This is a genomic window from Vibrio sp. H11 (assembly GCF_004804295.1).
GTDB classification, from domain to species: domain Bacteria; phylum Pseudomonadota; class Gammaproteobacteria; order Enterobacterales; family Vibrionaceae; genus Vibrio; species Vibrio ostreae.
This window is the reverse complement of record NZ_SSHN01000002.1, coordinates 433,507-456,861: the sequence shown is the minus strand read 5'-3', so window position 1 is coordinate 456,861 and position 23,355 is coordinate 433,507. Positions and strand designations below refer to the sequence as shown.

The 23,355-nt window shown below is 49.9% G+C and carries 24 protein-coding genes and 1 other RNA gene; 13 read left to right on the top strand and 12 right to left on the bottom strand.

The window, feature by feature from the left end; genetic code table 11:
- Positions 1-119: 119 nt before the first annotated feature.
- Together mltF and E6C74_RS21190 are read left to right on the top strand one after the other, a co-directional pair.
- Positions 120-1,697 carry a membrane-bound lytic murein transglycosylase MltF gene (gene mltF / locus E6C74_RS04810; protein WP_136483545.1) on the top strand — a complete coding sequence of 526 codons (1,578 nt, stop codon included), beginning with the start codon at positions 120-122 and terminating at the stop codon, positions 1,695-1,697.
- A 278-nt stretch (positions 1,698-1,975) separates the two neighbouring features.
- Positions 1,976-2,107 (top strand): hypothetical protein, encoded by a 132-nt coding sequence (locus E6C74_RS21190; RefSeq protein ID WP_256612022.1) that lies wholly within the window; start codon positions 1,976-1,978, stop codon positions 2,105-2,107.
- A 184-nt stretch (positions 2,108-2,291) separates the two neighbouring features.
- Here E6C74_RS21190 and tadA read toward each other — a convergent pair whose 3' ends face one another.
- Both tadA and E6C74_RS04800 read right to left on the bottom strand, forming a co-directional pair.
- A complete protein-coding gene (tadA, locus tag E6C74_RS04805; protein ID WP_136483544.1) occupies positions 2,292-2,825 on the bottom strand; it encodes a tRNA adenosine(34) deaminase TadA in 534 nt (177 codons plus the stop codon).
- A 127-nt stretch (positions 2,826-2,952) separates the two neighbouring features.
- Positions 2,953-3,825 (bottom strand): LysR family transcriptional regulator, encoded by an 873-nt coding sequence (locus tag E6C74_RS04800; RefSeq protein WP_136483543.1) that lies wholly within the window; start codon positions 3,823-3,825, stop codon positions 2,953-2,955.
- 265 nt (positions 3,826-4,090) lie between these two features.
- Here E6C74_RS04800 and E6C74_RS04795 point away from each other — a divergent pair, with 265 nt between their 5' ends.
- Entirely contained in the window at positions 4,091-5,224 is a 1,134-nt protein-coding gene (locus tag E6C74_RS04795; protein ID WP_136483542.1) for an S-(hydroxymethyl)glutathione dehydrogenase/class III alcohol dehydrogenase, read from the top strand.
- Positions 5,225-5,352: 128 nt separating this feature from the next.
- Positions 5,353-6,198, top strand: a complete 846-nt coding sequence (gene fghA / locus E6C74_RS04790) for an S-formylglutathione hydrolase (RefSeq protein ID WP_136483541.1) — start codon at positions 5,353-5,355, stop codon at positions 6,196-6,198.
- A 137-nt stretch (positions 6,199-6,335) separates the two neighbouring features.
- On the opposite strand, the gene E6C74_RS04785 is transcribed toward fghA, so the two are convergent.
- The 4 genes from E6C74_RS04785 to E6C74_RS04770 are packed head-to-tail and all read right to left on the bottom strand — an operon-like array spanning position 6,336 to position 8,411.
- Positions 6,336-6,782, bottom strand: coding sequence for a prepilin-type N-terminal cleavage/methylation domain-containing protein (locus E6C74_RS04785; RefSeq protein WP_136483540.1), 447 nt, complete (start codon positions 6,780-6,782; stop codon positions 6,336-6,338).
- Positions 6,783-6,830: 48 nt separating this feature from the next.
- Positions 6,831-7,286 (bottom strand): hypothetical protein, encoded by a 456-nt coding sequence (locus E6C74_RS04780; protein ID WP_136483539.1) that lies wholly within the window; start codon positions 7,284-7,286, stop codon positions 6,831-6,833.
- The gene (locus E6C74_RS04775; RefSeq protein WP_136483538.1) at positions 7,283-7,930 is read right to left on the bottom strand and encodes a prepilin-type N-terminal cleavage/methylation domain-containing protein; all 648 of its coding nucleotides are present in this window, start codon (positions 7,928-7,930) and stop codon (positions 7,283-7,285) included. Before E6C74_RS04775 ends, E6C74_RS04780 begins: the two co-directional genes overlap by 4 nt.
- Complete coding sequence (locus tag E6C74_RS04770) at positions 7,908-8,411, bottom strand: GspH/FimT family pseudopilin (RefSeq protein ID WP_136483537.1); 504 nt, start codon at positions 8,409-8,411, stop codon at positions 7,908-7,910. Before E6C74_RS04770 ends, E6C74_RS04775 begins: the two co-directional genes overlap by 23 nt.
- A gap of 97 nt (positions 8,412-8,508) precedes the next feature.
- Between E6C74_RS04770 and E6C74_RS04765 the strand changes: the two genes are divergently transcribed.
- Positions 8,509-8,946: a type IV pilin protein gene (locus E6C74_RS04765; RefSeq protein WP_136483536.1), complete on the top strand. Its 438-nt coding sequence runs from the start codon at positions 8,509-8,511 to the stop codon at positions 8,944-8,946.
- Positions 8,947-9,076: 130 nt separating this feature from the next.
- On the opposite strand, the gene dnaJ is transcribed toward E6C74_RS04765, so the two are convergent.
- The 4 genes from dnaJ to grpE all read right to left on the bottom strand — a co-directional run bounded on the left by dnaJ (position 9,077) and on the right by grpE (position 14,876).
- Complete coding sequence (gene dnaJ / locus E6C74_RS04760) at positions 9,077-10,228, bottom strand: molecular chaperone DnaJ (RefSeq protein ID WP_136483535.1); 1,152 nt, start codon at positions 10,226-10,228, stop codon at positions 9,077-9,079.
- A gap of 225 nt (positions 10,229-10,453) precedes the next feature.
- Positions 10,454-12,367 carry a molecular chaperone DnaK gene (dnaK, locus tag E6C74_RS04755; RefSeq protein WP_136483534.1) on the bottom strand — a complete coding sequence of 638 codons (1,914 nt, stop codon included), beginning with the start codon at positions 12,365-12,367 and terminating at the stop codon, positions 10,454-10,456.
- Positions 12,368-12,649: 282 nt separating this feature from the next.
- Positions 12,650-13,921: a dicarboxylate/amino acid:cation symporter gene (locus E6C74_RS04750; protein ID WP_136483533.1), complete on the bottom strand. Its 1,272-nt coding sequence runs from the start codon at positions 13,919-13,921 to the stop codon at positions 12,650-12,652.
- Between the two features lie 343 nt (positions 13,922-14,264).
- On the bottom strand, positions 14,265-14,876 hold the full coding sequence (grpE, locus tag E6C74_RS04745; RefSeq protein ID WP_136483532.1) for a nucleotide exchange factor GrpE: 612 nt from the start codon (positions 14,874-14,876) through the stop codon (positions 14,265-14,267).
- A gap of 227 nt (positions 14,877-15,103) precedes the next feature.
- On the opposite strand from grpE, the gene nadK reads away from it, so the two are divergent.
- The 3 genes from nadK (at position 15,104) to bamE (ending at position 18,300) form a co-directional block, all read left to right on the top strand.
- Positions 15,104-15,988, top strand: a complete 885-nt coding sequence (gene nadK / locus E6C74_RS04740) for an NAD(+) kinase (RefSeq protein WP_136483531.1) — start codon at positions 15,104-15,106, stop codon at positions 15,986-15,988.
- A gap of 134 nt (positions 15,989-16,122) precedes the next feature.
- Positions 16,123-17,787 (top strand): DNA repair protein RecN, encoded by a 1,665-nt coding sequence (gene recN, locus E6C74_RS04735; RefSeq protein ID WP_136483530.1) that lies wholly within the window; start codon positions 16,123-16,125, stop codon positions 17,785-17,787.
- A gap of 153 nt (positions 17,788-17,940) precedes the next feature.
- Positions 17,941-18,300, top strand: a complete 360-nt coding sequence (bamE, locus tag E6C74_RS04730; RefSeq protein WP_136483529.1) for an outer membrane protein assembly factor BamE — start codon at positions 17,941-17,943, stop codon at positions 18,298-18,300.
- A 167-nt stretch (positions 18,301-18,467) separates the two neighbouring features.
- Here bamE and E6C74_RS04725 read toward each other — a convergent pair whose 3' ends face one another.
- Together E6C74_RS04725 and E6C74_RS04720 are read right to left on the bottom strand one after the other, a co-directional pair.
- Positions 18,468-18,827, bottom strand: coding sequence for an RnfH family protein (locus tag E6C74_RS04725; RefSeq protein WP_136483528.1), 360 nt, complete (start codon positions 18,825-18,827; stop codon positions 18,468-18,470).
- 59 nt (positions 18,828-18,886) lie between these two features.
- Positions 18,887-19,318 carry an SRPBCC family protein gene (locus E6C74_RS04720; RefSeq protein ID WP_136483527.1) on the bottom strand — a complete coding sequence of 144 codons (432 nt, stop codon included), beginning with the start codon at positions 19,316-19,318 and terminating at the stop codon, positions 18,887-18,889.
- A 238-nt stretch (positions 19,319-19,556) separates the two neighbouring features.
- Here E6C74_RS04720 and smpB point away from each other — a divergent pair, with 238 nt between their 5' ends.
- The 5 genes from smpB (at position 19,557) to E6C74_RS04695 (ending at position 23,250) form a co-directional block, all read left to right on the top strand.
- On the top strand, positions 19,557-20,045 hold the full coding sequence (gene smpB, locus E6C74_RS04715; protein WP_136483526.1) for an SsrA-binding protein SmpB: 489 nt from the start codon (positions 19,557-19,559) through the stop codon (positions 20,043-20,045).
- A 68-nt stretch (positions 20,046-20,113) separates the two neighbouring features.
- Positions 20,114-20,481, top strand: a transfer-messenger RNA (tmRNA) gene (ssrA, locus tag E6C74_RS04710).
- 183 nt (positions 20,482-20,664) lie between these two features.
- Positions 20,665-21,891: an integrase domain-containing protein gene (locus E6C74_RS04705; RefSeq protein ID WP_136483525.1), complete on the top strand. Its 1,227-nt coding sequence runs from the start codon at positions 20,665-20,667 to the stop codon at positions 21,889-21,891.
- Between the two features lie 4 nt (positions 21,892-21,895).
- Positions 21,896-22,840 (top strand): hypothetical protein, encoded by a 945-nt coding sequence (locus tag E6C74_RS04700; RefSeq protein WP_123016592.1) that lies wholly within the window; start codon positions 21,896-21,898, stop codon positions 22,838-22,840.
- 140 nt (positions 22,841-22,980) lie between these two features.
- On the top strand, positions 22,981-23,250 hold the full coding sequence (locus E6C74_RS04695) for an AlpA family phage regulatory protein (RefSeq protein WP_020431431.1): 270 nt from the start codon (positions 22,981-22,983) through the stop codon (positions 23,248-23,250).
- The last annotated feature ends 105 nt before the right edge of the window (positions 23,251-23,355 follow it).

The following is a 23,355-nucleotide window of genomic DNA, read 5'->3' as shown; positions in this document are numbered from 1 at the left end:
TGAATTTCCACTCATTTGCTCAAATGTTAGACGCAAATTCCAGCCATCACCTGCAAAACTTTGCCAAGTGGATGGGGTTTGGTATAAAGGCAACACTAGACGTAAGAGATTTCGAATTCATGACCAAGCTTTCCTTCGCCTCACTGAGTCGCATCGTATTGCTGGCCGCCTTTACTTTACTGGCCTCCGGCTGCCAGATAGACTCCGAACCTAAAAGTGAACTCGACCATATTCTGGAACGCGGCGTATTGCGTGTCGGGACCCTCAACAATCAGCTCTCCTACTATATCGGTCCCGATGGTCCGGCTGGTCTGGATTACGAACTGGCGCGTGAGTTTGCCCGCGAACTGGGCGTGAAGCTGGAAATGAAACCGGCTTACCGCCTGGCGAGCCTGTTTCCGGCCCTGAAAAATGGTGAGATAGACATCATCGCCGCCGGTTTGAGTCAGTCCGAGCAACGGCTGAAAAATTACCGGGCCGGCCCTGCTTATTACTACGTTTCGCAACAGATCGTGTATAAGAAAGGCGAATGGCGGCCACGTAATATTGAGCAGTTGCTGGCAAAACAGAACGAACTGTACGAAAACAACGGCGAACAGCCCATTCTGAGTGTGGTGGATGATTCACACTTCGAAAGCACCCTCAACAGCCTCAGAGCGACCTATCCGGAATTTCACTATCACGTCGATAATAACGCCGACGTGAATGATCTGCTCAAGCAGGTTTCTGTGGGGGATCTGCCATTTACCATGGCCGATTCGGTCGAGATTTCACTGTCCCAACGTATCTATCCCGATATTGCGACGGCATTTGAGCTGACCGAAGATCAACCAATTTCCTGGTTTATGCGCCGCTCGGATGACGAAAGCCTGTACGCCATGATGATTGAGTTCTTCGGTAACCTGAAACAGTCCGGTAGTCTGGCCTCTCTGGAAGAGAAATACATCGGTCATATCGGCAGCTTTGACTATGTCGATACCCGTGCCTTTATCCGTGCTCTGGATAGCCGCTTGCCGAAATGGATGCCGCTGTTCCAGAAATATTCGGAAGAGTTCGACTGGCGTCTGATTGCCGCGCTGGCCTATCAGGAATCACACTGGAACCCGAATGCCAAATCACCGACCGGGGTACGCGGCATGATGATGCTGACCCTGCCGACCGCGCGTAGTGTCGACGTCACCAACCGCCTCAATCCGGAACAGTCGGTACGTGGCGGGGTGGAATACCTGCGCCGGATGATAGAGCGGGTGCCGGATTCAATTCCCGATCATGAGAAAATCTGGTTTGCCCTTGCCTCGTACAACGTTGGCTACGGCCACATGATGGACGCGCGTCGCCTGACCAAACTGCAGGGCGGTTCACCGGATTCCTGGGCGGATGTGAAAGATCGCCTGCCGCAACTGCGTCAGAAACGTTACTTTACCCAGACTCGTTATGGTTATGCGCGCGGGGACGAAGCACTGAGTTATGTGGAGAACATCCGCCGTTACTACCAGAGCATCATCGGCCACGTCGAGCAGAAACAGCTTGAGAACGATGACTCAGGTACCGACGACCTGGCAGTCATCAGCGTTGAAGAGCCTGACGATACCGAAGATGACATGCTGGAAGAGAGTGAGGACGAGCTGGCACCGATCCAGAGCGCAGCCACGCCTGCGCAGCCAACCAGCGCCGCGCCAACAGCCGGTTCGCAATAATTACTTGATTTTTGTCCTTAAAAACCATACATAGGAAGGGGTCAGCACACGCAATGCCGTTGGCTGACCCTTGGTGTGATCCCGGATGATAACGCCGCTGCAAACGCGGGGTAGCATGACATGGCGGTGTCACACCAACACATTAAGCTGTTATTTTTGGGTTTCCTGCTCACCTCTCCCCTTGTTCTCAGCCCCCAGCGGTGTTAAGCCGCGGACTTTGCTGCGCGGATGAGAGTGGCAGGGTTTCTTGTTTATAGTCAGTTGTAGGAGGGTGTTTTATGCTGCGACGTAAACGTCACACAAAACTCCTGAATAAAGCCAGTTCGGCCAGCCGCCGACGCCGTATGATGGCCAACAGCAAACGCAAAGTGCTGGCCCGTCATCGCGCGTATGTTCAGTTATCAGGATAGTGCTCAGTTTCCGGACAAGGTCACGTTCTGCAGATAAGATAACCTTGTCCGGATGAGCTCCGGAATGCAAACATCTGCTGCCAGTGGATGTTTGCCAATAGCCCGTCCTCTGCCATTGAACCCAAGCTTCCGGTCATTAAACCCATTCTGCCAGCTCGCAAACCAGTTCTTGGTGTGACACCACTTATTCATTACCCGCTTGCTGCTGCGCTTGTTTCTCCGCCTCTTTGCGAGCTTTAATTTCCTTACGACGACGTTGAAAAAATGCCTGCAACTGAGCCCGGCACTCCTGCTCCAGTAAGCCTTTTTCGACTGTGGCGTAATGATAGGCCGCCTGACTGCTGAACAGATCCAGTACGGTACCGGCGGCGCCCGCTTTGAGATCCGGCGCGCCAAACACAATCCGTTTTACCCGGCTGTGCAGCAAAGCGCCGGCGCACATCGGACAGGGCTCGAGCGTGACATACAAGGTGGTATCAAGCAGACGATAGTTGCCCAACACCGCTCCCGCTTTGCGCAGCACCTGAATTTCCGCATGCGCGGTCGCATCACAGGCAGTGATCGAACGGTTCCAGCCTTCAGCGATCACCGCGCCGTCTTTAACCAGTACCGCACCGACCGGCACTTCACCTTGCGCTTCCGCCGCCGCGGCCAGTTCCATCGCGCGGCGCATAAAGAGTTCATCCTGGGGAGTAAAAGAGAATGTGCTGTCTGTCATGAGGGCCTCAATAGTCAGTGAAGCGCGATTATAGCAAGCTCACAGGCCGGATATTCAAATTAAATTTGCTGTGCCGCTTGATTCACTGTACCGGCGACGTCGCTGCGTGGTGAAATTCCCGACGGCTTCAGCCCGGCAAATGCTGGGCGAGATAATCCACCAGCAAACGTACTTTAGGCGACAAATGACGGTTTTGTGGATACAGCGCCCATACCCCTTCGCGGTCATCCCGATAGCTTGGCAGTACTTCAACCAGACGCCCGGATTCCAGATGCTCGGAGACGTAATAATCTGGCAACTGCGCCAGACCCATACTTTTCAACACCGCATCGAGTAACACCACTCCGCTGCTGCAACTGATGCGTCCTTTGACCCGGATCGAGCGCGACTGATGATTTTCTTTAAAACGCCAGTGATCATACGTCCCAATCAGACAATAGTGCTGGTTGAGCTCCGACAAGGTATGTGGCGTGCCATACTGAGCGAGATATTCCGGCGTGGCACACACGTACAGATGGCGGTTACTCAGACGACGGGCAATAAAACTCGAATCATCAAGCTGGCCGAGCCGCACCGCAACGTCAACACCCTGTTCAATCAAGTCCAGCTTCTGGTTGCTGAGCACCAGATCCAACTCCAGCTGCGGGTAGAGCTGCAAAAAATCGTGCAGCAGCGGCGCGATTTTCTGCTCGCCGTAAGTGACCGGTGCGGTCACTTTGACCTTACCTTTCGGTGTCTGCTGCATCTGGGTCACGGCCAGCTCGGCCTGTTCCAGCCCCTCAAGCAATGCGCGGCACTGCAGGTAATACACCTGCCCGGCTTCGGTCAGTGACACTTTACGCGTGGTGCGCAGCAGCAGCTTGACGCCCAGACGCTCTTCCAGCACCGCCACCCGGCGGCTGACGTTGGCAACCGAGGTCGTCATACGCAGCGCGGCCTGAGTAAAACTGCCGGTTTCGGCCACCGCAACAAATTCATTGACCCCTTCCCAGCTTGCCATAGCCCCTCACTTAGCCTGATGATCTCGATAAGCTTATCGTAATTACAATTACTTACCGTTTGATTATTACAAATTCGTAAAAGTCATTCTCACTTTACCCCGATTATAACAAGCTGAGAAGCGTCTATACTGATTATCTTAGTTCGCGCTCCGGCGTCGCTTTCCCGAGCGATAACGCTCTGACCCGGATGCAGACAATTGAATCAGCTTGATGGTGTCACGCACTCCGTCTTTCACCTTTAATGTTATGAAAAGGAATCACTCCATGTCACAAGACAAATTTATCAAATCTCGTGCAGCGGTAGCCTGGGGACCAAAAGAGCCACTGAAAATCGAAGAAGTGGACGTAATGCTGCCGCGTAAAGGCGAAGTACTCGTGCGTATCGTGGCAACCGGTGTTTGTCACACTGACGCATTCACTCTGTCTGGTGACGATCCGGAAGGCGTGTTCCCGTCAATCCTGGGTCACGAAGGTGGCGGTATTGTGGAAATGGTCGGCGAAGGCGTAACCAGCGTAGAAGTCGGCGATCACGTTATCCCGCTTTACACTGCAGAGTGTGGCGAGTGTAAATTCTGTAAATCTGGCAAAACCAACCTGTGTAGCGCGGTGCGTGAAACCCAGGGTAAAGGTCTAATGCCAGACGGCACTACCCGTTTCTACAAAGACGGTCAGCCAATCTACCACTACATGGGTTGCTCCACTTTCTCTGAATACACTGTACTGCCAGAAATTTCACTGGCGAAAGTGAACAAAGAAGCACCACTGGAAGAAGTGTGTCTGCTGGGCTGTGGGGTAACCACAGGTATGGGCGCCGTAATGAACACTGCGAAAGTGAAAGAAGGCGACACTGTGGCTATCTTCGGCCTGGGCGGTATCGGTCTGTCTGCGATCATCGGCGCACGTATGGCTGGCGCCAGCCGCATCATCGGTATCGATATCAACGAGCGTAAATTCGACCTGGCCAAGCAACTAGGTGCGACCGACTGCATCAACCCGCAAAACTTCGACAAGCCTATCCAGGAAGTGATCGTTGAGATGACCGACGGCGGTGTAGACTTCTCGTTCGAATGTATCGGTAACGTGAACGTGATGCGTCAGGCACTGGAATGCTGTCACAAAGGTTGGGGTGAGTCTGTCATCATCGGTGTTGCCGGTGCAGGTCAGGAAATCTCAACGCGTCCGTTCCAGCTGGTAACCGGTCGTGTATGGCGTGGTAGCGCATTCGGTGGCGTAAAAGGCCGTTCACAACTGCCTGGCATCGTAGACCAGTACCTGGCGGGCGAATTCGGCCTGCAAGAGTTCATCACTCACACCATGTCACTGGACAAGATCAACGAAGCGTTTGACCTGATGCACTCAGGTGAAAGCATCCGCTCTGTGATTCACTACGACAAATAATCGCGTAATCACTTACGTCGATTGCAAATAATCCCGACTTAGGATTATCCCGCACATTAATCAGGTTGCAGCACTGCCAACGGCGCTGCAACCTTGTGCTATCGGAATACTCTGTCCAAGGAGCAAGAATGAGTCTCACCAATCTCAGTCAGGCTAAGGTGTTTGAAGGCTGGCATAAACAATATCAACACCGCTCAGACGTACTGAGCTGCGACATGCGTTTCGCGATTTACCTGCCACCGGAAGCGTCTTCGACCAATCCGGTTCCGGTTCTTTACTGGCTGTCAGGCCTGACCTGCACTGACGAAAACTTCATGCAAAAAGCCGCGGCGTTCCAGAAAGCCGCTGAGCTGGGTATCGCGATCGTTGCCCCGGACACCAGTCCGCGCGGCGAAGGCGTACCGGATGATGCTGAAGGCGCCTATGACTTTGGCCTCGGCGCGGGTTTTTACCTCAACGCGACGCAAGAACCTTGGAAGCAGCACTACCAGATGTACAGCTACATTGTCGATGAGCTGCCACAACTGATTGAAGCCCACTTCCCGGTCAACAAACAGAAAGCGATTTCCGGCCACAGTATGGGCGGTCACGGTGCCCTGACCATCGGGATGAAAAACCAGGATCAGTACACCTCTATTTCAGCCTTCAGCCCTATTTGCCATCCGATGACAGTGCCATGGGGCCAGAAAGCGTTCCGTCACTACCTGGGGGAAGATAAATCGACCTGGGAACAGTACGACGCGGTCGAGCTGATGAAAGCGCTGCCGGTCAAAACGCCGATTCTGGTCGACCAGGGTGAAGCCGACAACTTCCTCAACGACCAGCTGAAACCGGAAACCCTGCAAGCCGTAGCAGAGGCCAAGCAGCTAGACGTGCAGATTCGTCTGCATCCGGGTTACGACCACAGCTACTTCTTTATCCAGAGCTTTATTTCAGAACATCTGGCGTTCCACGCCCAGTTCCTGAAAGCGTAAGGCGAGTCAGCATTTCACCATCGCCCTGCGTTACCCCGGATACCCCCTAAGCCCGCAGCTGCGGGCTTTTTGTGACTCACAACAACATGATCCCCGCGGCAATCCATCGGTTTCGCCACAAGCGGTTTCGCCACTTATCATTCATCATCAGCCTGATATTGCGCATAGCGTGACAGCAGGGTACTTAGCTCTATGCTGCGTTCGACACCGAGTCGATCGCGCCAGATCACTTCGATCCGAATCGATTTCAGTACCGGGCTGAGTAGAGCCACACTCCAGACCAAGCGATAATCCGAACCCGCAACCTCTTCGCCGCTGACCACATCGCGCGCAAAATCCGCGACCGTCAGCTCAGACAACGAAGATTGCGCGCCCCGGGTATAAAACCAGGTCAGCTTTTGCTCTGCCAGAGCAAGCGCCTGCCCGCTGCGCTGTGCATAATCGCTGCGCTGCTCAATAAACAGTTGCCAGCTCATCAGCCCCAGCAATCCAACACTGACCAGGATAAAGGCGATCATGACTTCTATCAGGCTGAATCCGTTCGCCCCGGCAGCTATACGCCGCCTAACGCGGCTCGCTGCCATTATCTCTTTCTCCGTCTGATAGCTGCTCTTACCATCGTAATATCCATCTCAGCGTGCGCTCCAAGATCCCGGCTGCCAGACGATGCTCTGCTGTTGATCCGGCTCGCTTTCTGCCTCTTCACTGCTAGCAGTATCGGCCTCGACGACATAGGCCAGAGTCCGTTGTATACGCCGATAGCCGTAACTGGCCCCGACCGTCACTAATCCCGGCTGACCGGATTCGCTCGGTTGTACCATCTGGTAATCAAACCGCACTAAACCATGCTGATTACACAGCGCAATACTGGCCTTGTCCGGCAGTCGCCCCGATTGATGAGTGATACTGAACAGGCACTCCAGGCCGCCTTCCGCTATCCAGAACTGCTGGCGTGAAATCAGCTCATTGTGGGCCCGCTTGATTTGATAAAACAGAGCCTGATGCAGCCCTAGCGTCATCACTAACGCCAGTATCAACAGCAGTGACACCACCAGCAGGGTGACCATGCCCTTGGCGTTCGTGCTCATTTTCCGTTACGGGTTAAAAGCTGAAAGGAAAGGCTGTGACTGAACTGTGGCTGCCTGGTCAGCCGCGCGCTGAGCCTGACCTCGGTGAGCAGAGCGGTAGCCTGCCCGCCAGCCACACGCCAAGTCGTGACCCGAAACTCTGAAACCCGGATTTGGCGCGGTTCAAACAGCGAATAACAATTCCCGCCCCAGCCGGAGTCCGACGCCTGAAGAAAAGTGAGCGGTGCAGGCTGGGCTTTCTCGCAAAGACGCAGTACTCCCTCTTCACGGTCAAAGCGATACACTACGTTGCGATAAGCCTGCTCACCATTTTCGGCAACTCGGTACACATAGCCCAGTGATGCCGCATCCGGCCCCGACTGGATGACATGACCGCCATCCAGCAGAGTCACGGATCCGCCGCGGTCAAATCCGGCCTGATAGAGATCCTCTTTCAGCACCTGCATAACACTGCTCATAGTCTGCACCAGCAGCAGTTGCTGGCTGCGCTCTGCGACATAAGCCTGGCCTTTAATCATGACCTGGCTGGTCACGGACAATGCCATCAGCCCGAGTAAAGAGGCCACCATCATTTCGATCAGCGTTACACCACGTTGACGTTGCAGGCCGCGATGAAACGGATTAATCACATTTTGGATAGCCATAGCTCTCTCCCTCCGGCGCACAGACCATCACCCGGCTGGCACCAAATGACGTGGTAAGACGCAGCTCCGGAGCCCCTGCACCATCGGGATGAAAATAGAAACTGCCGTTACTGACTTTGCCGCGCACACCATCAAACTGAATCCGGTCGCGCGCGAAGGTCGCTCTCAGCTTGAGCGCGTGGAACTCGCGGCCATCGAGTACCATTAATCGTTCTCCGCTACCGGGTTCGCTGCTGTCACTCAAAATCAGACGCCAGTGACTGTCGTTGTCAGCCTCCCAGACAATATGCCCCCATAAATCGCGGTTACGCAGTACAGCCTCGGATTTGGCGTGCTGGATGAAGCCCTGTAACTGCCCCGCCAGAGAACGTATTGTTTCCCGGCCGGTCACCTGGCTGAAATCGGGTATCGCTGCCGCCAGTAAAATGCTCAGCATCACTACCGTTATCAGCAGTTCTAGCAAACTAAATCCGCGAACCATTTCCAAGAACCTCATGCAATCAGAGAGAGAACCTATAACCCGTCTTGCTATCAGGCTAACAAGTTTCACAATGGGCTGAATACAGACAGGAAAAGCGATGGAAATGATTCGAATAAATAACTGCAACAGAGGACAAAGCAACATTCAGGGTATGACGCTGATCGAATTGATCCTGGCGATGGCACTGCTGCTGATCCTCTCAGCCCTGACCTATCCGCTCTATGCTGACCATATGCAGCGCGCGCACCGCGGCCTGGCTCTGAGTGACATGACCCGGATTCAGTTGCAGCTTGAGACCAGTTACCGCAACGGCTATCACCGCCAGGAGATATTTAACGCCGGCCACTGCCTGCTGTGCGAATCAGACCCAAACCGGTATCAGATAGGACTGGAGCTGTCTGAAGGTGGTTATCTGATTTATGCCACACCGCAAACAAAAACTGAGCAGAACAGCGACAGGTGCGACGGACAGCTCTATACCCGGCTGACACTCAGCAGCCAGGGCGAACGTGAGCCCGTTGCCTGCTGGCGCTGATCACCAGGCACAAAAAAGGCCTGCAATGCAGGCCTTGTTAATTCTCGCTTTAAGCTAATCACTATCATTTTACTTAATCACGATCGGTTTAACAGGTTACCGGATTAACTTAACGAATAATGTGTTCAGCTTAGCTGGTCAGATCGTCGAAGAATTTCTTCACACCGTTGAAGAAGCCTTCCGATTTTGGCTTATGCTTATTAGCCGCTTCGCCACCGCAAGACTCTTCCAGCTCACGCAGCAGCTCTTTCTGACGCGCGCTCAGTTTCACCGGAGTTTCGACAACCAGCTTGACGATCAGGTCACCAACCGCACCACCGCGCACACTCTTCACGCCTTTACCGCGCATGCGGAACATACGACCGGTCTGAGTCTCTTCCGGCACTTTCAGGTTCACACGGCCATCCAGTGTTGGCACTTCGACTTCACCGCCCAAGGCTGCCATCGCAAAGCTGACCGGTACTTCACAGTACAGGTTATTGCCTTCACGTTCGAAAATATTGTGCTCTTTAACGTGCACCTGTACGTACAGATCGCCCGCCGGAGCACCCATTTCCCCGGCTTCACCTTCACCGGCCAGACGGATACGGTCACCGGTATCCACACCTGCCGGGATCTTCACATTCAGCGTCTTGGTCTGCTGCTTACGGCCCTGGCCATGGCAAGAATCACAAGGATCTTTGATGATTTTGCCTTTACCGTGACAGGTCGGACAGGTTTGCTGCACAGCAAAGAAGCCCTGACGCATCTGTACCTGGCCGTGGCCATGACAGGTGCCACAGGTCTGAGCCGAGGTGCCTTTCTTCGCACCAGAACCGTCACAGCTGTCACAGTGCACCAGAGTCGGAACCTGGATCTCTTTCGAAACGCCACGCACGGCCTCTTCCAGAGTCAGCTCCATGTTGTAACGCAGGTCAGCGCCACGCTGCGGACGCGGAGAACCGCCGCCGCGACGGCCACCGCCGAAAATATCACCGAAGACGTCACCGAAAATGTCGCCAAAGTCAGCAGAACCACCGCCGCCGAAACCGCCGCCGCCAAAGCCGCCACCGCCCTGTTCAAAGGCAGCATGACCATACTGGTCGTACGCCGCTTTCTTCTGTGGATCAGTCAGAATCTCATACGCTTCTTTTACTTCTTTAAACTTATCCGCAGAGCTGGCCTCACCCTGGTTACGGTCCGGGTGGTATTTCATCGCCAGGCGTTTGTACGCCTTCTTAATATCGCGCTCAGAGGCATCACGGCTAACGCCTAATACTTCGTAAAAATCACGTTTTGACATGTTCTAGGTCACCAATCTGTTACTGCAAACGACGTGGTTACGCCGCTTGGTGTTTGTATCGACATAGTTAAAGAATCTAGGCCCTAGGATCCTTAACTAAGTCGACAAATTTACGGGCGTAAGAGTTTCCCCCAACGCCCGCATCGAACTTCGTGTTTCCCGTGAGGGAAGAGTCGAAGATGAAGGGCCTGAATTGTACAAATTCAAGCCCCTTCAGACAAAGAATTATTTCTTGTCGTCTTTCACTTCTTCAAACTCGGCGTCAACCACGTCGTCATCTTGCGATGCTGACTGCTGACCAGCATCAGCGCCTTGCTGTGCCTGAGCTTTCTGCTGAGCAATTTCCATCAGTTTCTGAGAAGCCGTCATCAGCGCTTGAACTTTCGCGTCGATTTCTGCTTTATCTTCACCGCGCTTCGCTGTTTCCAGCTCGTTCAGTGCAGCTTCGATTTTCTCTTTCTCGTCTGCTGGCAGAGCGTCACCCGCTTCTTCGATTTGCTTACGAGTACCGTGGATCAGTTGGTCAGCCTGGTTGCGTGCAGTGGCCAGCTCTTCGAACTTTTTGTCCGCTTCTTTGTTAGCTTCTGCTTCCTGAACCATTTTCTCGATGTCTTCATCGCTCAGACCACCAGATGCCTGGATAGTGATGTTCTGCTCTTTACCCGTTTGCTTATCTTTCGCTGATACGTGCAGGATACCGTCCGCATCCAGGTCGAAGGTTACTTCGATCTGTGGCATACCACGTGGTGCAGCTTGGATGCCTTCCAGGTTGAACTGACCCAGAGACTTGTTGTAAGTCGCCTGTTTGCGCTCACCTTGCAGTACGTGGATAGTTACTGCGTTCTGGTTATCTTCTGCCGTTGAGAACACCTGGTTCGCTTTAGTAGGAATCGTGGTGTTTTTCTCAATCAGCTTAGTCATTACACCACCCATCGTCTCGATACCCAGAGACAGTGGCGTTACGTCCAGCAGCAGCACGTCTTTCACGTCACCCGCCAGTACGCCACCTTGAACTGCAGCACCAACCGCTACGGCTTCATCAGGGTTCACGTCACGACGTGCTTCTTTACCAAAGAAGTCAGCCACTTTCTTCTGAACCATAGGCATACGAGTCTGACCACCCACCAGGATAACGTCAGTGATGTCTTTCACAGACAGGTCAGCATCCGCCAGTGCCACTTTCAGTGGTTCCAGAGAACGTTGTACCAGGTCTTCAACCAGAGATTCCAGTTTCGCACGCGTCACTTTAACATTCATGTGCTTAGGACCCGTCGCGTCTGCAGTGATGTACGGCAGGTTCACGTCGGTTTGCTGCGCAGAAGACAGTTCGATCTTCGCTTTCTCTGCCGCTTCTTTCAGACGCTGCATCGCTAGCGGATCGTTTTTCAGGTTGATGCCTTGTTCTTTGTTGAACTCTTCAACCAGGTAGTTGATCATGCGGTTGTCGAAGTCTTCACCACCCAGGTGAGTGTCACCGTTGGTTGCCAGAACTTCGAACGTTTTCTCGCCTTCAACTTCATCGATCTCGATGATTGAAATATCAAATGTACCACCACCCAGGTCGTATACCGCTATAGTGCGGTCGCCGCCTTGTTTGTCCAGACCGTAAGCCAGAGCGGCTGCAGTCGGTTCGTTGATGATACGTTTTACTTCAAGACCTGCGATACGGCCAGCATCTTTGGTTGCCTGACGCTGTGCATCGTTGAAGTAAGCTGGGACTGTGATAACCGCGCCGGTTACTTTCTCGCCCAGGTAATCTTCAGCCGTTTTCTTCATTTTCTTCAGAACTTCAGCTGAAACCTGTGGCGCTGCCATTTTCTGGCCTTTCGCTTCGACCCAAGCGTCACCGTTGTCTGCCTTAACGATTTTGTAAGGCATGATAGAGATGTCACGTTGTACTTCTTCGTCTTCATAACGACGACCAATCAGACGTTTGATTGCGAACAGCGTGTTTTCTGGGTTGGTTACAGCTTGACGTTTCGCTGGTTGACCAACTAGCGTTTCACCATCTGTGTACGCAATAATAGAAGGTGTTGTACGCTCACCCTCAGCATTTTCAATTACGCGAGGTTTGTCGCCGTCAAGCACAGCAACACATGAGTTAGTAGTACCTAAGTCAATACCAATGATCTTACCCATCAGGCTATCTCCGAATAAATTCTATGTTCGTTTTGCTATACCCCTTATGTGGGGGTAGAGAATCGGGTTTCAACCCTGCTCACCAACAAAAACGTTGATGTTTGTTTCTCGTATGCCCCATAGATAAGGGCGGCAAGAGCCTTTTCAAGGGCCAAAATAAAAAAAGTTTTAATTTTTCTCGCTCTGACGTGGCAAATCGCCGTTCCTGGGCAATAAAAAAGCGAAGCCGCTAGGCTTCGCTCTGAAATATAAACAGATTATATCGCTCTGCAGCGCGCTGTTTTAGCGTGATTCTGTTGCCAGTTCGCCGTCCGCTGGTTGTGCAGCCAGCGCGCCTTCACTTTTGGCCACGATGGTGTTAACCGCCGTATCACCCACCACGTTAGATGAGGTACAGAACATATCGTTGATCCGGTCGACCGCAGCGATGATCGCCAGACCTTCTGGTGGCAGGCCCAGTTGGTGCAGCAATACACCGACCATCACCACACCGCCGCCCGGAACACCGCCGGCACCAATCGACAGCAGCAAAATCGTCAGACCCAGAGTAAAGATATCGGCCAAGTTGATCGGCTGGCCAAACGCGTTGGCAACAAAAATGGTCGCCAGCGCAATATAAATAGACACACCGGACATGTTCATGGTCGCGCCAAGCGGCACACCGAAACCGGCTACCGATTTTGACACTTGCAGCTTTTCAGTCAGGGTACGCATCGTCACCGGGATGGTGGCATTTGAGCTGGCGGTCGAAAGCGAGAACAGTACCTGCTCACGGGTCGCGCGCAAAAATTGCTTCGGTGAAACGCTGGTTGTCATGCCGACGACCACCGGATAGAAGACGAAAATCCAAAACACCAGCATCACTACCACCAGGGCCACATAACCGGCGACCGAGAACAAGGTATGCGCATCCAGCGTCGCACCCAGTTGAGTCATCAGGGCAAATACACCGTATGGTGCCAGGCTCATCACCAGACCGACCAGCTTCATCATGATTTCATTGGCCATTTTAAAAGTACGGATCGCAGGGCCACCACGAGAGTCCAGGGCCTGAATGGCCAGACCGGTCAGAATCGCCATAAAAATAATTTGCAGCATGTCACCGTTAGCAAACGCCTGTACCGGGTTACTCGGTACAATGTTTACCACCAGCGAGAAAATGTCCGGCGTTTCTGTTGTGGTCAGCTTAACAGCCTGCGCAACCGTCCCGGCCAGATTCGCATCCGCCCCCGGCTGGAAAATCATGCCAACGGTCAGTGCCGCCGTAATCGCAATAATGGTGTTAACCAGGTAAAGCGCGAAAGTTTTGGTTCCCAGACGTCCAAAAGCCGAGATGTCTTTCAGGTCAACAATACCGCATATGATCGATACGTAAACCAGTGGCACCACCAGCAATTTGATCAGAGAAACAAACATCCCGCCTGCGCCTTCTGCAGCGCCAAGCAGATATACATCAAACAGGGCAACGCCCGAAAAAAGATACTGAATACCGGTGCCAAGCACCAAACCAGCAAATAAACCTAAAAAGATTTTTGTTGAGAGCGATTTATCCATCGTTCCACTCCAGATTGTTGTGTTGAGTATTTCTAGTTATACAGCCGTTTATGTCACACATTGTGCAAAACGTGCGCGCATCATACACAGCAAACCAACAATCCAAAGCATTTGTTTACAAAAATGTTACATTGAGCAAGTTAGAATAATGACCATTTTTTAGCCATCAATCCCGTATTAAACTCTAATCGGTTGTTTTTAGTGTTATTTCTATTATTAATTAGCAATTAATAATAGAAAGCCATACGCAACAGTGAGTTACTGCACTGTTAGGCATAAAAAAAGAGAGACATTCGTCTCTCTTTTTTTACTTGATTGTCATAGCCGTTATGGCAGATGATGCTTATTTAGCAACCATTACCATCGCCGGACGTACAACACGACCATTCAGCTCATAACCTTTTTGCATTACAAACATCACTGTATTTGATGCATGGTCAGGGCTTTCCTGAATCGACATCGCCTGGTGCAGCTCCGGATTGAACACTTCACCTTCCGGGTTGATCTCTTTCAGACCAAATTTAGCAATCGTGTCGACGAACGTTTTATGAGTAAGCTGAACGCCTTCCAGAATCGGTTTAATCGCTTCTACTTCACTATCAGCCGACTGAATTGCGCGCTCCAGGTTATCAATCACCGGCAGCAGCTCTTCAGCAAAACGGCTCAGCGCGAATTTACGTGCTTTGTCGATTTCCTGCTCGCTGCGGCGGCGCATGTTTTCCACTTCAGCACGGGCACGCAGCACGGCATCCTGCTGCTCTTTAACACGCTCTTCGCTGGTCAGCAAAGCGGCTTCCAGTTGAGCGATCTTTGCTTCTTTCTCATCAAGTTCGTCTGCAGAGTCAGCGCCTTGATTCCAATCGATATCAGCATCAGTGCCTACGGCTTCCGCTTCAGTTTGTACCGCGTCTTGCTGCAGCTCTTCGTCTTTCATCTTGTTTTCTTCGTTGCTCATGATATCTCCAGAACTCTTATCACTTATGTGCTAAGGAGTTGAAATGCTTATGAGATTATTACTGTTTTCCTCAGTAAGTCGCTGATAATGACGACCTGGTCTAATATTTGACCGGAAAACCGCAATAAGCCCTCGTTTCCTGACACAAAAATTCGCATAAAAGCGTAACTTGCCTTTATTATGGGGATGAAGAATTCTGATTCAAGCCTAATTCGGTTGGAAAACTTATGAAAAACCCATTTGAAGTGATCGCCATCATTGGTAAACCCCGGGATCAACAAGCAATTCAGACACATAAAGATCTCTACCATTGGTTAACTTCTTTAGGTAAGTCCGTGTTTATCGATGATCGGTTGCGTGACATCCTGACCGATATCCCCGGAGACCACTTTGCCAGTCTGATTGAACTGGGCAAGCATGCTGACCTCGGCATCGTTGTCGGTGGTGACGGCAACATGCTCGGTGCCGCACGTGTCCTTTCGCGCTTCGATATTTCGGTTATCGGCGTCAACCGCGGTAACCTTGGCTTTTTAACCGACCTCAATCCGGAAGATTTTCAGGATCGTCTGATTGATGTCCTCGCCGGCAACTATCTGGAAGAAGAACGTTTTCTGCTAGAAGCAGAAATTCACCGCCACGGCCAGGTGAAAAGCCAGAATGCAGCCCTCAACGAAGCGGTGCTGCACCCGGGCAAAATCGCTCATATGATTGAATTTGAAGTCTACATCGACAACAATTTTGCGTTTTCCCAGCGCTCAGACGGCCTGATCATTTCGACTCCGACCGGATCTACCGCCTATTCACTCTCCGGCGGAGGCCCGATTTTGTCGCCGAGCCTGAATGCCATCACTCTGGTCCCTATGTTCCCGCATACCCTCTCATCCCGCCCATTGGTCGTTGACGGCAAGCGCCATATCAAGCTGATTGTCTCGCCAGATAATCGGGGCACGCAGGAAATCAGCTGTGACGGCCAGGTATCCCTACCAGTGTCACCTGGAGATGAAATCCATATTTATCAGAGCCCTAACGTGCTGAAACTGATTCATCCGCAAGACTACAGCTATTACCATGTATTGCGAAATAAGCTCGGCTGGTCGAGTAAATTGTTCTAAAACCAAGATACGCGACCCAGATCACACTTTCTCTCTGGTTAAGCAAAAGATTTCACCTGACCAACTTTACTGTATAAAGAAACAGTATATACTGTTTTCTTATACAGTATTGTTCAATTATACAGGTGCACAAAATGCTGGCTCATCTAAGTGTAAATAATTTTGCGATTGTTAAAGCTCTGCAACTGGAGCTGTCAAAGGGAATGACCACCATCACCGGTGAAACCGGTGCCGGTAAATCGATTGCCATTGATGCGCTTAGCCTCTGTTTAGGCGGCCGCGCGGAAGCCAGCATGGTGCGACAAGGTGAAGAAAAAACCGAAGTCAGCGCCGCTTTTGTCCTCGACAATAATATTCACGCCACCCGATGGCTGGAAGATAACGAACTGCTGGATGGCAAAGACTGCATTCTGCGTCGCACCATCAGCAAAGATGGCCGTTCACGCGCCTTTATTAACGGCAGTCCGGTACCACTTTCTCAGCTAAAATCCCTGGGTCAATTGCTGATCAACATCCATGGTCAGCATGCTCACCAGCAACTGATGAAGCCGGAACAACAGCTGGCGATGCTGGATCAATACGCCGGCCACGGTGAACTGATGAAAAAGACCCGTCTTGCCTACCAAAACTGGCGTCAGGCCAACAATCAGTTAAAACAGCTGCAAGAAAACAGCCAGCAGAATCTGGCTCAGCTGCAACTGCTCGAATACCAAATCAAAGAACTGAATGAACTGGCGATCGGCGAAGACGAATACGCTGAGCTGGAGCAGGAGCACAAACGTCTGTCCAACAGCGGTGAACTGGCGATGAACTGCCAGCAAGCAATTGAACTGCTCTACGAAGGTGAAGATGTCAACGCGCTTGGCATGCTGCAAAGCGTCAGCCATACCCTGATTGAACTGGCTGAAATGGACACAAAACTGGCCGCATTGCCAAATATGATCAGTGAAGCCATGATTCAGCTCGAAGAAGCCAACAATGAACTGCGTTCCTATCTGGATAATATCGATGTCGATCCGGAGCGCATGGCGTATGTCGAAGAGCGCTACTCACGCATTATGTCCTTGTCACGCAAGCACCATGTCCTGCCGGAAGACCTGTATCAGCATCATCAGGATCTGCTGCAGCAAATCGAACAACTCGACTGCTCGGAAGAAAAAATGTCGGAGCTGGAAGAAGAAGTCGGCAACAAATACCAGTTACTGGTCAACGTGGCAGAGAAACTGCACAAATCACGCAGCCGCTATGCCAAAGAGCTGGATAAGCTCATCAGCCAGAGCATGCATGAACTGAGCATGGAAAAAGCCGAATTCAAAATTGATGTGTGTAATCAGGGCGGCCACCCATCGCCGCTTGGTTTTGACTCAGTGACCTTTCTGGTTTCCACCAACCCGGGCCAACCGTTGCAGCCAATCGCCAAAGTTGCGTCCGGCGGTGAACTGTCGCGGATTTCGCTCGCCATCCAGGTGATTACCGCGCAGAAAGTCGATACTCCGAGCCTGATTTTCGATGAAGTGGATGTGGGTATCTCAGGCCCGACGGCAGCCGTAGTAGGCAAAATGCTGCGTACCCTGGGCGAGTCCACCCAGGTCATGTGTGTCACCCACTTACCTCAGGTTGCCGGCTGCGGTCATAACCAGCTGTTTGTCGCTAAACACACCAAAGGCGGCACTACGGAAACCCAGATGGTTAAGCTTGATAATGAACAACGAGTAGCAGAGCTGGCTCGCCTGCTGGGTGGTAGCCAGATCACAGAATCGACGCTGGCCAATGCCAAAGAGCTGCTCATCGCGGCTTAATCGACAAAATTTGCTAATTTTTGTTCACGCTTTGCAACCTAATTCAAAATTCGCAGTCATAAAAAGCTCAGGGAGAGTGTGAAGTTTTTACTTCTGCCCTGAGCTTGTTTATTATCACCCCAGTTTTGAGTTTGATCAGCAGTAGAATTGAATATGCAGTTAACCAAGTGGCTTGTTGCCCTACCCCTTGCCGTGACCATGTTGTCAGGCTGTTCTGTCGTTGAGCGTCTGGTTTATCGTATCGATATCAACCAAGGTAACTACGTTGAGCAACAGTCGGTTGATCAACTGAAGTTTGGTATGTCTAAAGATCAGGTACGCTACGTATTAGGCTCGCCAATGCTGGTAGAAAACGGCTATCCGGATACCTGGTATTACATCTACCATCACACACCAGGACACGGCGACACCGAGCAGAAAAATCTGGTCGTCAATTTTAATAATGACGGCAACCTGATGGATATCGCCGGTGATTTTAAAACCAGTGATGACTTCTTTGAAAGCCTGAACTAAATCGTGAGTCGGCGCTTTCAAGCTATCTTGGATAGGTAAAAATCACAGATAGTCAAAGCATCACAGAAGATGAAACAACACCAAATAGCGGATAGCAAAAGAGCTCGCCTAAGCGAGCTCTTTTTATTGCGCCGTGTTAACTCGGGTTGTTTAAAATTAACACATCATCAGGCTTCTTCTGCTTTGCGCTGCGCACTCGGCTTGCCACCGGTGGCCGGGGCTGCTTTAGCAGCCGCTTTAGCTTGTTCAGCGCGCTTGCGGCGGATTTCTTTCGGATCAGCCAGCAGCGGACGGTAGATCTCAATCCGGTCACGATCACGCACGGTCGCATTCAGCTTCACGTTACGGCTGAACACACCGACTTTGTTTTTGCTCAGATCAATCTCCGGATACATCTTCAGTACGCCCGAAGTCTGAATGATCTCTTCCACCGTCATGTCTTTATTGACGACCAGAGTCAGCACACGCTGCTCATGCGGCAAAGCATACACCACTTCAACATGGATCATGTCTGATTCAATACTCATTGCGCGTTAACTCTCTTCGCTTAAACCGTGTATACACAAGCCTGCTAATCACAAGCCGGTTATACATAAACCTGTTTGGCACGCGCGGTAAACGCATTCACCATATTACTGGTCAGCTCGTTAAACACCTTACCAAACGCCAGCTCAATCATTTTACTTGAGAACTCAAATTCTAGTTTCAGCTCAACTTTACACGCCGATTCATCCAGTGGAGTGAAAAACCAGCCGCCACGGAGAGTACGGAACGGGCCATCCACCAAGTTCATAATGATCGACTGCCCATGGCTCAGCTCATTAGAGGTCGTGAAGGTTTTGCTGATGCCGGCCTTGGACACATCCACAGACGCCACCATCTTATCTGAGGTTGTCTCCAGCACGCGGCTGCCCGAACATCCGGGTAAAAATTCCGGATAGCTCGCCACATCATTGACTAAATGAAACATCTGATCCGCACTGAACGAGACCAACGCGGAACGACTAACTTGCTTCATCTTTTCTCCTCACCTTCGCGTGAACTGCACCAAAAATTCGTGCCTACATAACTATTTATACCTATATTCCGCTCAGTTGAGTTCAGTTCGGAATATCGCACCCACTCTGATTGTACTTTTATCCCTTAGCGAGCTCAAGTTACTGCATAATGCCTCTTGAGCTATGATTCGGTTAACCTTATGCTACACAAAGAAAACCATTCCCTAACTTTCCACCAATCCGTATAATGCGCCCACTATGGTAAAGAAAAATTCAAAGACAAAAGCGGGTAGCAACACTATCGCGCTGAACAAAAAAGCCCGCCACGAGTATTTCATTGAAGATGAAATCGAAGCTGGTCTGGAGCTACAGGGCTGGGAAGTCAAATCACTTCGCCAGGGTAAAGCCAACATCGCAGAAAGTTATGTATACTTGCGTGACGGAGAAGCGTTTATCTCCGGCATGACCATCACGCCACTGCAGCAAGCCTCCACTCACGTGGTCGCGAACCCGATCCGCGTGCGCAAGCTGCTGTTATCGCGTCGTGAACTGGATAACCTGTTCGGTCGTATAAACCGTGAAGGGATGACGTTAACCGCGCTATCGCTGTACTGGTCACGTTCTTGGGTCAAGCTGAAAATCGGCGTCTCGAAAGGTAAAAAACTGCACGATAAACGTGATGACCTGAAAGACAAAGACTGGCAACGCCAGAAAGCACGCGTCATGAAGAGCAACAACCTGCGTTAATAGTAACCAGTTAATCGTATACCACTGGACACACAATACTTTTCTGGTAGTATGCGAGTTACAACCTTGGGGCTGATTCAGGATTCGACGGGAATTTTGCAGTCTGAGGTGCATGCCGAGGTGCGGTAGGCCTCGTTAACAAACCGCAAAAAAATAGTCGCAAACGACGAAAACTACGCACTAGCAGCTTAATACCCTGCTGAGAGCTCTCTCGCCCTAGCTTCCGCACGTAAGACGGGGACCAACGAGGGATCAAAACCAAACGCGCTAGCCCGGATTTTCCCACCTGAGAGATGAACGGCGAATTATAATTCAGGTTAGTCATTCATTAGCGTGTCGGTTCGCAGGTGGATGGCGAAATTAAAGATCGACTAAGCATGTAGTACCAAAGATGAATGATTTTCGGACGCGGGTTCAACTCCCGCCAGCTCCACCAATCACTAGTAACGGGACGTCTCAGGACGTCCCGTTTTCTTTTCTAAACCCTTGTCCTATCTAGCTTTAAGTGGTTCAGGGCGTCTCATCAAGATTCACTTAATCTCAGTCATTTAGTAACATTCTGCGTAACACTAGCCAATAACAACACAAATTGGTGTTACATCAGAAAGGAACCATTAAAATGGCTAAGCAAATCAAGCCTTTATCACCAACTCAAGTAACCAAAGCTAAGCCCTTAGAAAAAGAATATTCGCTTGCCGATGGCAACGGCCTGTACTTACGTATAAAACCAAATGGTGCAAAGCTTTGGATTTTCAACTACATCCACCCAGTAACTAAAAAACGCAAGAACATCAGCCTTGGTGCTTTTCCTGACATTACTCTCGCATCTGCGAGAGAGAAAACAAGAGAAATGCGCCAACATGTCGCTGAAGGTATTGATCCGAAAACTCACAGAGATAACCAACTCATTACCGCACAGATAGCTCAGTCATCAACTCTGAAATCAGTTGCCGAAGAATGGTTTGAAGTAAAAAAGCATGACGTTTCCGAAGACTATGCCAACGATATCTGGCGATCTCTAGAGCTACATATCTTTCCCAACCTCGGTAACATGCCGATAAGTGAGCTAACTGCCCCAATTGTGATTCAAGTCTTACGACCTGTAGAAGCAAAGGGCGCATTAGAGACAGTTAAGCGAGTATGTCAGCGAATAAATGAAGTGATGAACTACGCGGCGAATTGCGGAAAGATTCAGTCCAACCCATTGATCGGGATAAAGCAAATATTTAAGAAGCCAAAAACTGATCATATGAGCACTATCAGACCAAATGAACTTAGTGATCTAATGCAAGCGATGTCGTTAGCCAATATCAAGCTTGCTACCCGCTGCGCTTTTGAATTCCAACTCCACACTCTGACCCGTCCCGTTGAGTGTGCAGCCGCTGAATGGAGTGAAATTGATTTCGAAAACAAACTTTGGGTCATTAGCAAAGATAAAATGAAAATGAAACGCGATCACAAAATCCCTCTTTCAGACGCTTCGATTCAACTTTTAAACTTTATGAAGCCCATCTCATACGGACAACGCTATGTATTCCCCAGTTCAAAGTCAGTAGACCAGCACATGAACAGTCAGAGCGTCAACGCAGCTCTAAAACGTGCAGGAATGAAAGGAAAGCTAGTAAGTCACGGTATGCGTTCCATTGGCAGTACAGCGCTCAACGAACAGGGCTTCAACAAAGATGCTATTGAGCTGTGTCTAGCACACGTAGACAAGAACACGATTCGTGACATCTACAACAATGCTGAGTACCTTCAGGAGCGTCGTAAGATAATGGAATGGTGGAGCAACTTCATACTTGATGCTTCTACAAACGCCAATACCATTGCTAAGAAAAAGGGATAAAGCAATGAGTCAAGTATATGATGACCTCTCGTATAAAGATTCTGCACTCTACAAATTTGTACATAAACACAGGGAACGAATTCTTAAAGACAGGACAAAAACTCCTGAAAATACAGCTCTCTTTCTTCTCTATCTTGGATTTAGCCTAATCGAATCTGCGCCTAGTGAAAGAGTTTATACAGAATTGCAGTATTTAATCGATGACACATTTGCAGCTGCCCTAGATATTTTATGTTCAGAAAACGCCGAAGAAATTAACCAAATAATGCGAGACTACTCAGATCAGTTAGGCTTAACAAAGAGCAAAAAGCCTAAAAAGATTGATGATGAGGATATTTATCGGATGGTTTTGCTAGGTAAAGAAATTTTTCCTGAAAAATCTTTAGAAAAGATCTATGAAAAAATCGCAAATGTGACAAAGATCACTAAGCTTTCTAAAAGCCAAGTCAAGAAAAAATACTACTCTTTTATCCAACTGAACAAAGAACAAACAGAGCTAACTCTTTACAAAGCGCGAAACAAATCAAAAAGGGAGGTCCATCAAAACATGATAAGAATTTTCGAGTTTGACATTACATTTTTATCATCTTACAAGGAATTTTTCCTTGACATGGTTTCGTGCTTTGATGAAGTAGTTGAACATTCCCATCTTCATTACTCAGGTTTCCCATCAAAAGAAACACCAAGTTCGATACAATCTTTAATGAATTTTGATAACCATCTGAAATTATACAAAAAATCCGATTACCCATGGATAGATAGATTATCAGATATCGTTTCTTTTGAAAGAGATAATGAGTTTAAACGTTACAGAGATAACCTACGGAAGTACTACTCATCTCAGTCCATAAACAAACTGCCTAGTTTGTCATATTCTGATGATCTTGAAGCGGAAGCCGTATTTTCCAACTTCTTTTCATCAGCAAAACCTTTAAAATCAAATAGATAAGTAGAAACACTCTCTAAATCAACAACTGGTCAAAAACCCCCCTCTGTTTTTGACCAGCAACTTGTCATAACTTCAATTTCGTCGCTGGCCAGCGGTCTTTAACACAAACGAAAAATTAAAAAATAACAAAGGTGTTAGTTATGACTGAACAACAAATCAAAATCGTACGTAAATCTGACGTTCTACAACGCGTACCCTTCTCAAGAGCGACTCTCCACCGCAAAATTAACGATGGAACATTCCCACCTTCAATTCCCCTTGGTGCAAACTCTGTTGGTTTCTTGTCTCATGAGGTCGATGCAATTATCGCAGCCATGGCACTAGGCAAAGATCTACAGCAAACTGTTTCTCATCTTGTTGAGCAAAGACAGTCTCTTTTCGACAACAGTCTCTATGCATTAGCCGCATAACTAAAAACTCTCACTAAGCACAAATAAATCAATTGTTTACTGCATGCTTTAGCATGCTGGTAAAAGTGCAGAGTTCTTTAGTTATATATATTACTTAGAAACTTT

Excerpts from the sequence above, each read along its gene's own strand:
- E6C74_RS04695 (WP_020431431.1), top strand. The coding sequence starts at position 22,981 with ATGACTGAACAACAAATCAAAATCGTACGTAAATCTGACGTTCTACAA.
- E6C74_RS04795 (WP_136483542.1), top strand. The coding sequence starts at position 4,091 with ATGTCACAAGACAAATTTATCAAATCTCGTGCAGCGGTAGCCTGGGGA.
- E6C74_RS04720 (WP_136483527.1), bottom strand. The coding sequence starts at position 19,318 with ATGAAGCAAGTTAGTCGTTCCGCGTTGGTCTCGTTCAGTGCGGATCAG.
- grpE (WP_136483532.1), bottom strand. The coding sequence starts at position 14,876 with ATGAGCAACGAAGAAAACAAGATGAAAGACGAAGAGCTGCAGCAAGAC.
- E6C74_RS04775 (WP_136483538.1), bottom strand. The coding sequence starts at position 7,930 with ATGGCTATCCAAAATGTGATTAATCCGTTTCATCGCGGCCTGCAACGT.
- E6C74_RS04765 (WP_136483536.1), top strand. The coding sequence starts at position 8,509 with ATGGAAATGATTCGAATAAATAACTGCAACAGAGGACAAAGCAACATT.
- E6C74_RS04800 (WP_136483543.1), bottom strand. The coding sequence starts at position 3,825 with ATGGCAAGCTGGGAAGGGGTCAATGAATTTGTTGCGGTGGCCGAAACC.
- mltF (WP_136483545.1), top strand. The coding sequence starts at position 120 with ATGACCAAGCTTTCCTTCGCCTCACTGAGTCGCATCGTATTGCTGGCC.
- bamE (WP_136483529.1), top strand. The coding sequence starts at position 17,941 with ATGCAGTTAACCAAGTGGCTTGTTGCCCTACCCCTTGCCGTGACCATG.
- dnaJ (WP_136483535.1), bottom strand. The coding sequence starts at position 10,228 with ATGTCAAAACGTGATTTTTACGAAGTATTAGGCGTTAGCCGTGATGCC.
- E6C74_RS04725 (WP_136483528.1), bottom strand. The coding sequence starts at position 18,827 with ATGAGTATTGAATCAGACATGATCCATGTTGAAGTGGTGTATGCTTTG.
- tadA (WP_136483544.1), bottom strand. The coding sequence starts at position 2,825 with ATGACAGACAGCACATTCTCTTTTACTCCCCAGGATGAACTCTTTATG.
- recN (WP_136483530.1), top strand. The coding sequence starts at position 16,123 with ATGCTGGCTCATCTAAGTGTAAATAATTTTGCGATTGTTAAAGCTCTG.
- E6C74_RS04780 (WP_136483539.1), bottom strand. The coding sequence starts at position 7,286 with ATGAGCACGAACGCCAAGGGCATGGTCACCCTGCTGGTGGTGTCACTG.
- fghA (WP_136483541.1), top strand. The coding sequence starts at position 5,353 with ATGAGTCTCACCAATCTCAGTCAGGCTAAGGTGTTTGAAGGCTGGCAT.
- E6C74_RS04770 (WP_136483537.1), bottom strand. The coding sequence starts at position 8,411 with ATGGTTCGCGGATTTAGTTTGCTAGAACTGCTGATAACGGTAGTGATG.
- E6C74_RS04705 (WP_136483525.1), top strand. The coding sequence starts at position 20,665 with ATGGCTAAGCAAATCAAGCCTTTATCACCAACTCAAGTAACCAAAGCT.
- dnaK (WP_136483534.1), bottom strand. The coding sequence starts at position 12,367 with ATGGGTAAGATCATTGGTATTGACTTAGGTACTACTAACTCATGTGTT.
- smpB (WP_136483526.1), top strand. The coding sequence starts at position 19,557 with ATGGTAAAGAAAAATTCAAAGACAAAAGCGGGTAGCAACACTATCGCG.
- E6C74_RS04700 (WP_123016592.1), top strand. The coding sequence starts at position 21,896 with ATGAGTCAAGTATATGATGACCTCTCGTATAAAGATTCTGCACTCTAC.
- nadK (WP_136483531.1), top strand. The coding sequence starts at position 15,104 with ATGAAAAACCCATTTGAAGTGATCGCCATCATTGGTAAACCCCGGGAT.
- E6C74_RS21190 (WP_256612022.1), top strand. The coding sequence starts at position 1,976 with ATGCTGCGACGTAAACGTCACACAAAACTCCTGAATAAAGCCAGTTCG.
- E6C74_RS04750 (WP_136483533.1), bottom strand. The coding sequence starts at position 13,921 with ATGGATAAATCGCTCTCAACAAAAATCTTTTTAGGTTTATTTGCTGGT.
- E6C74_RS04785 (WP_136483540.1), bottom strand. The coding sequence starts at position 6,782 with ATGGCAGCGAGCCGCGTTAGGCGGCGTATAGCTGCCGGGGCGAACGGA.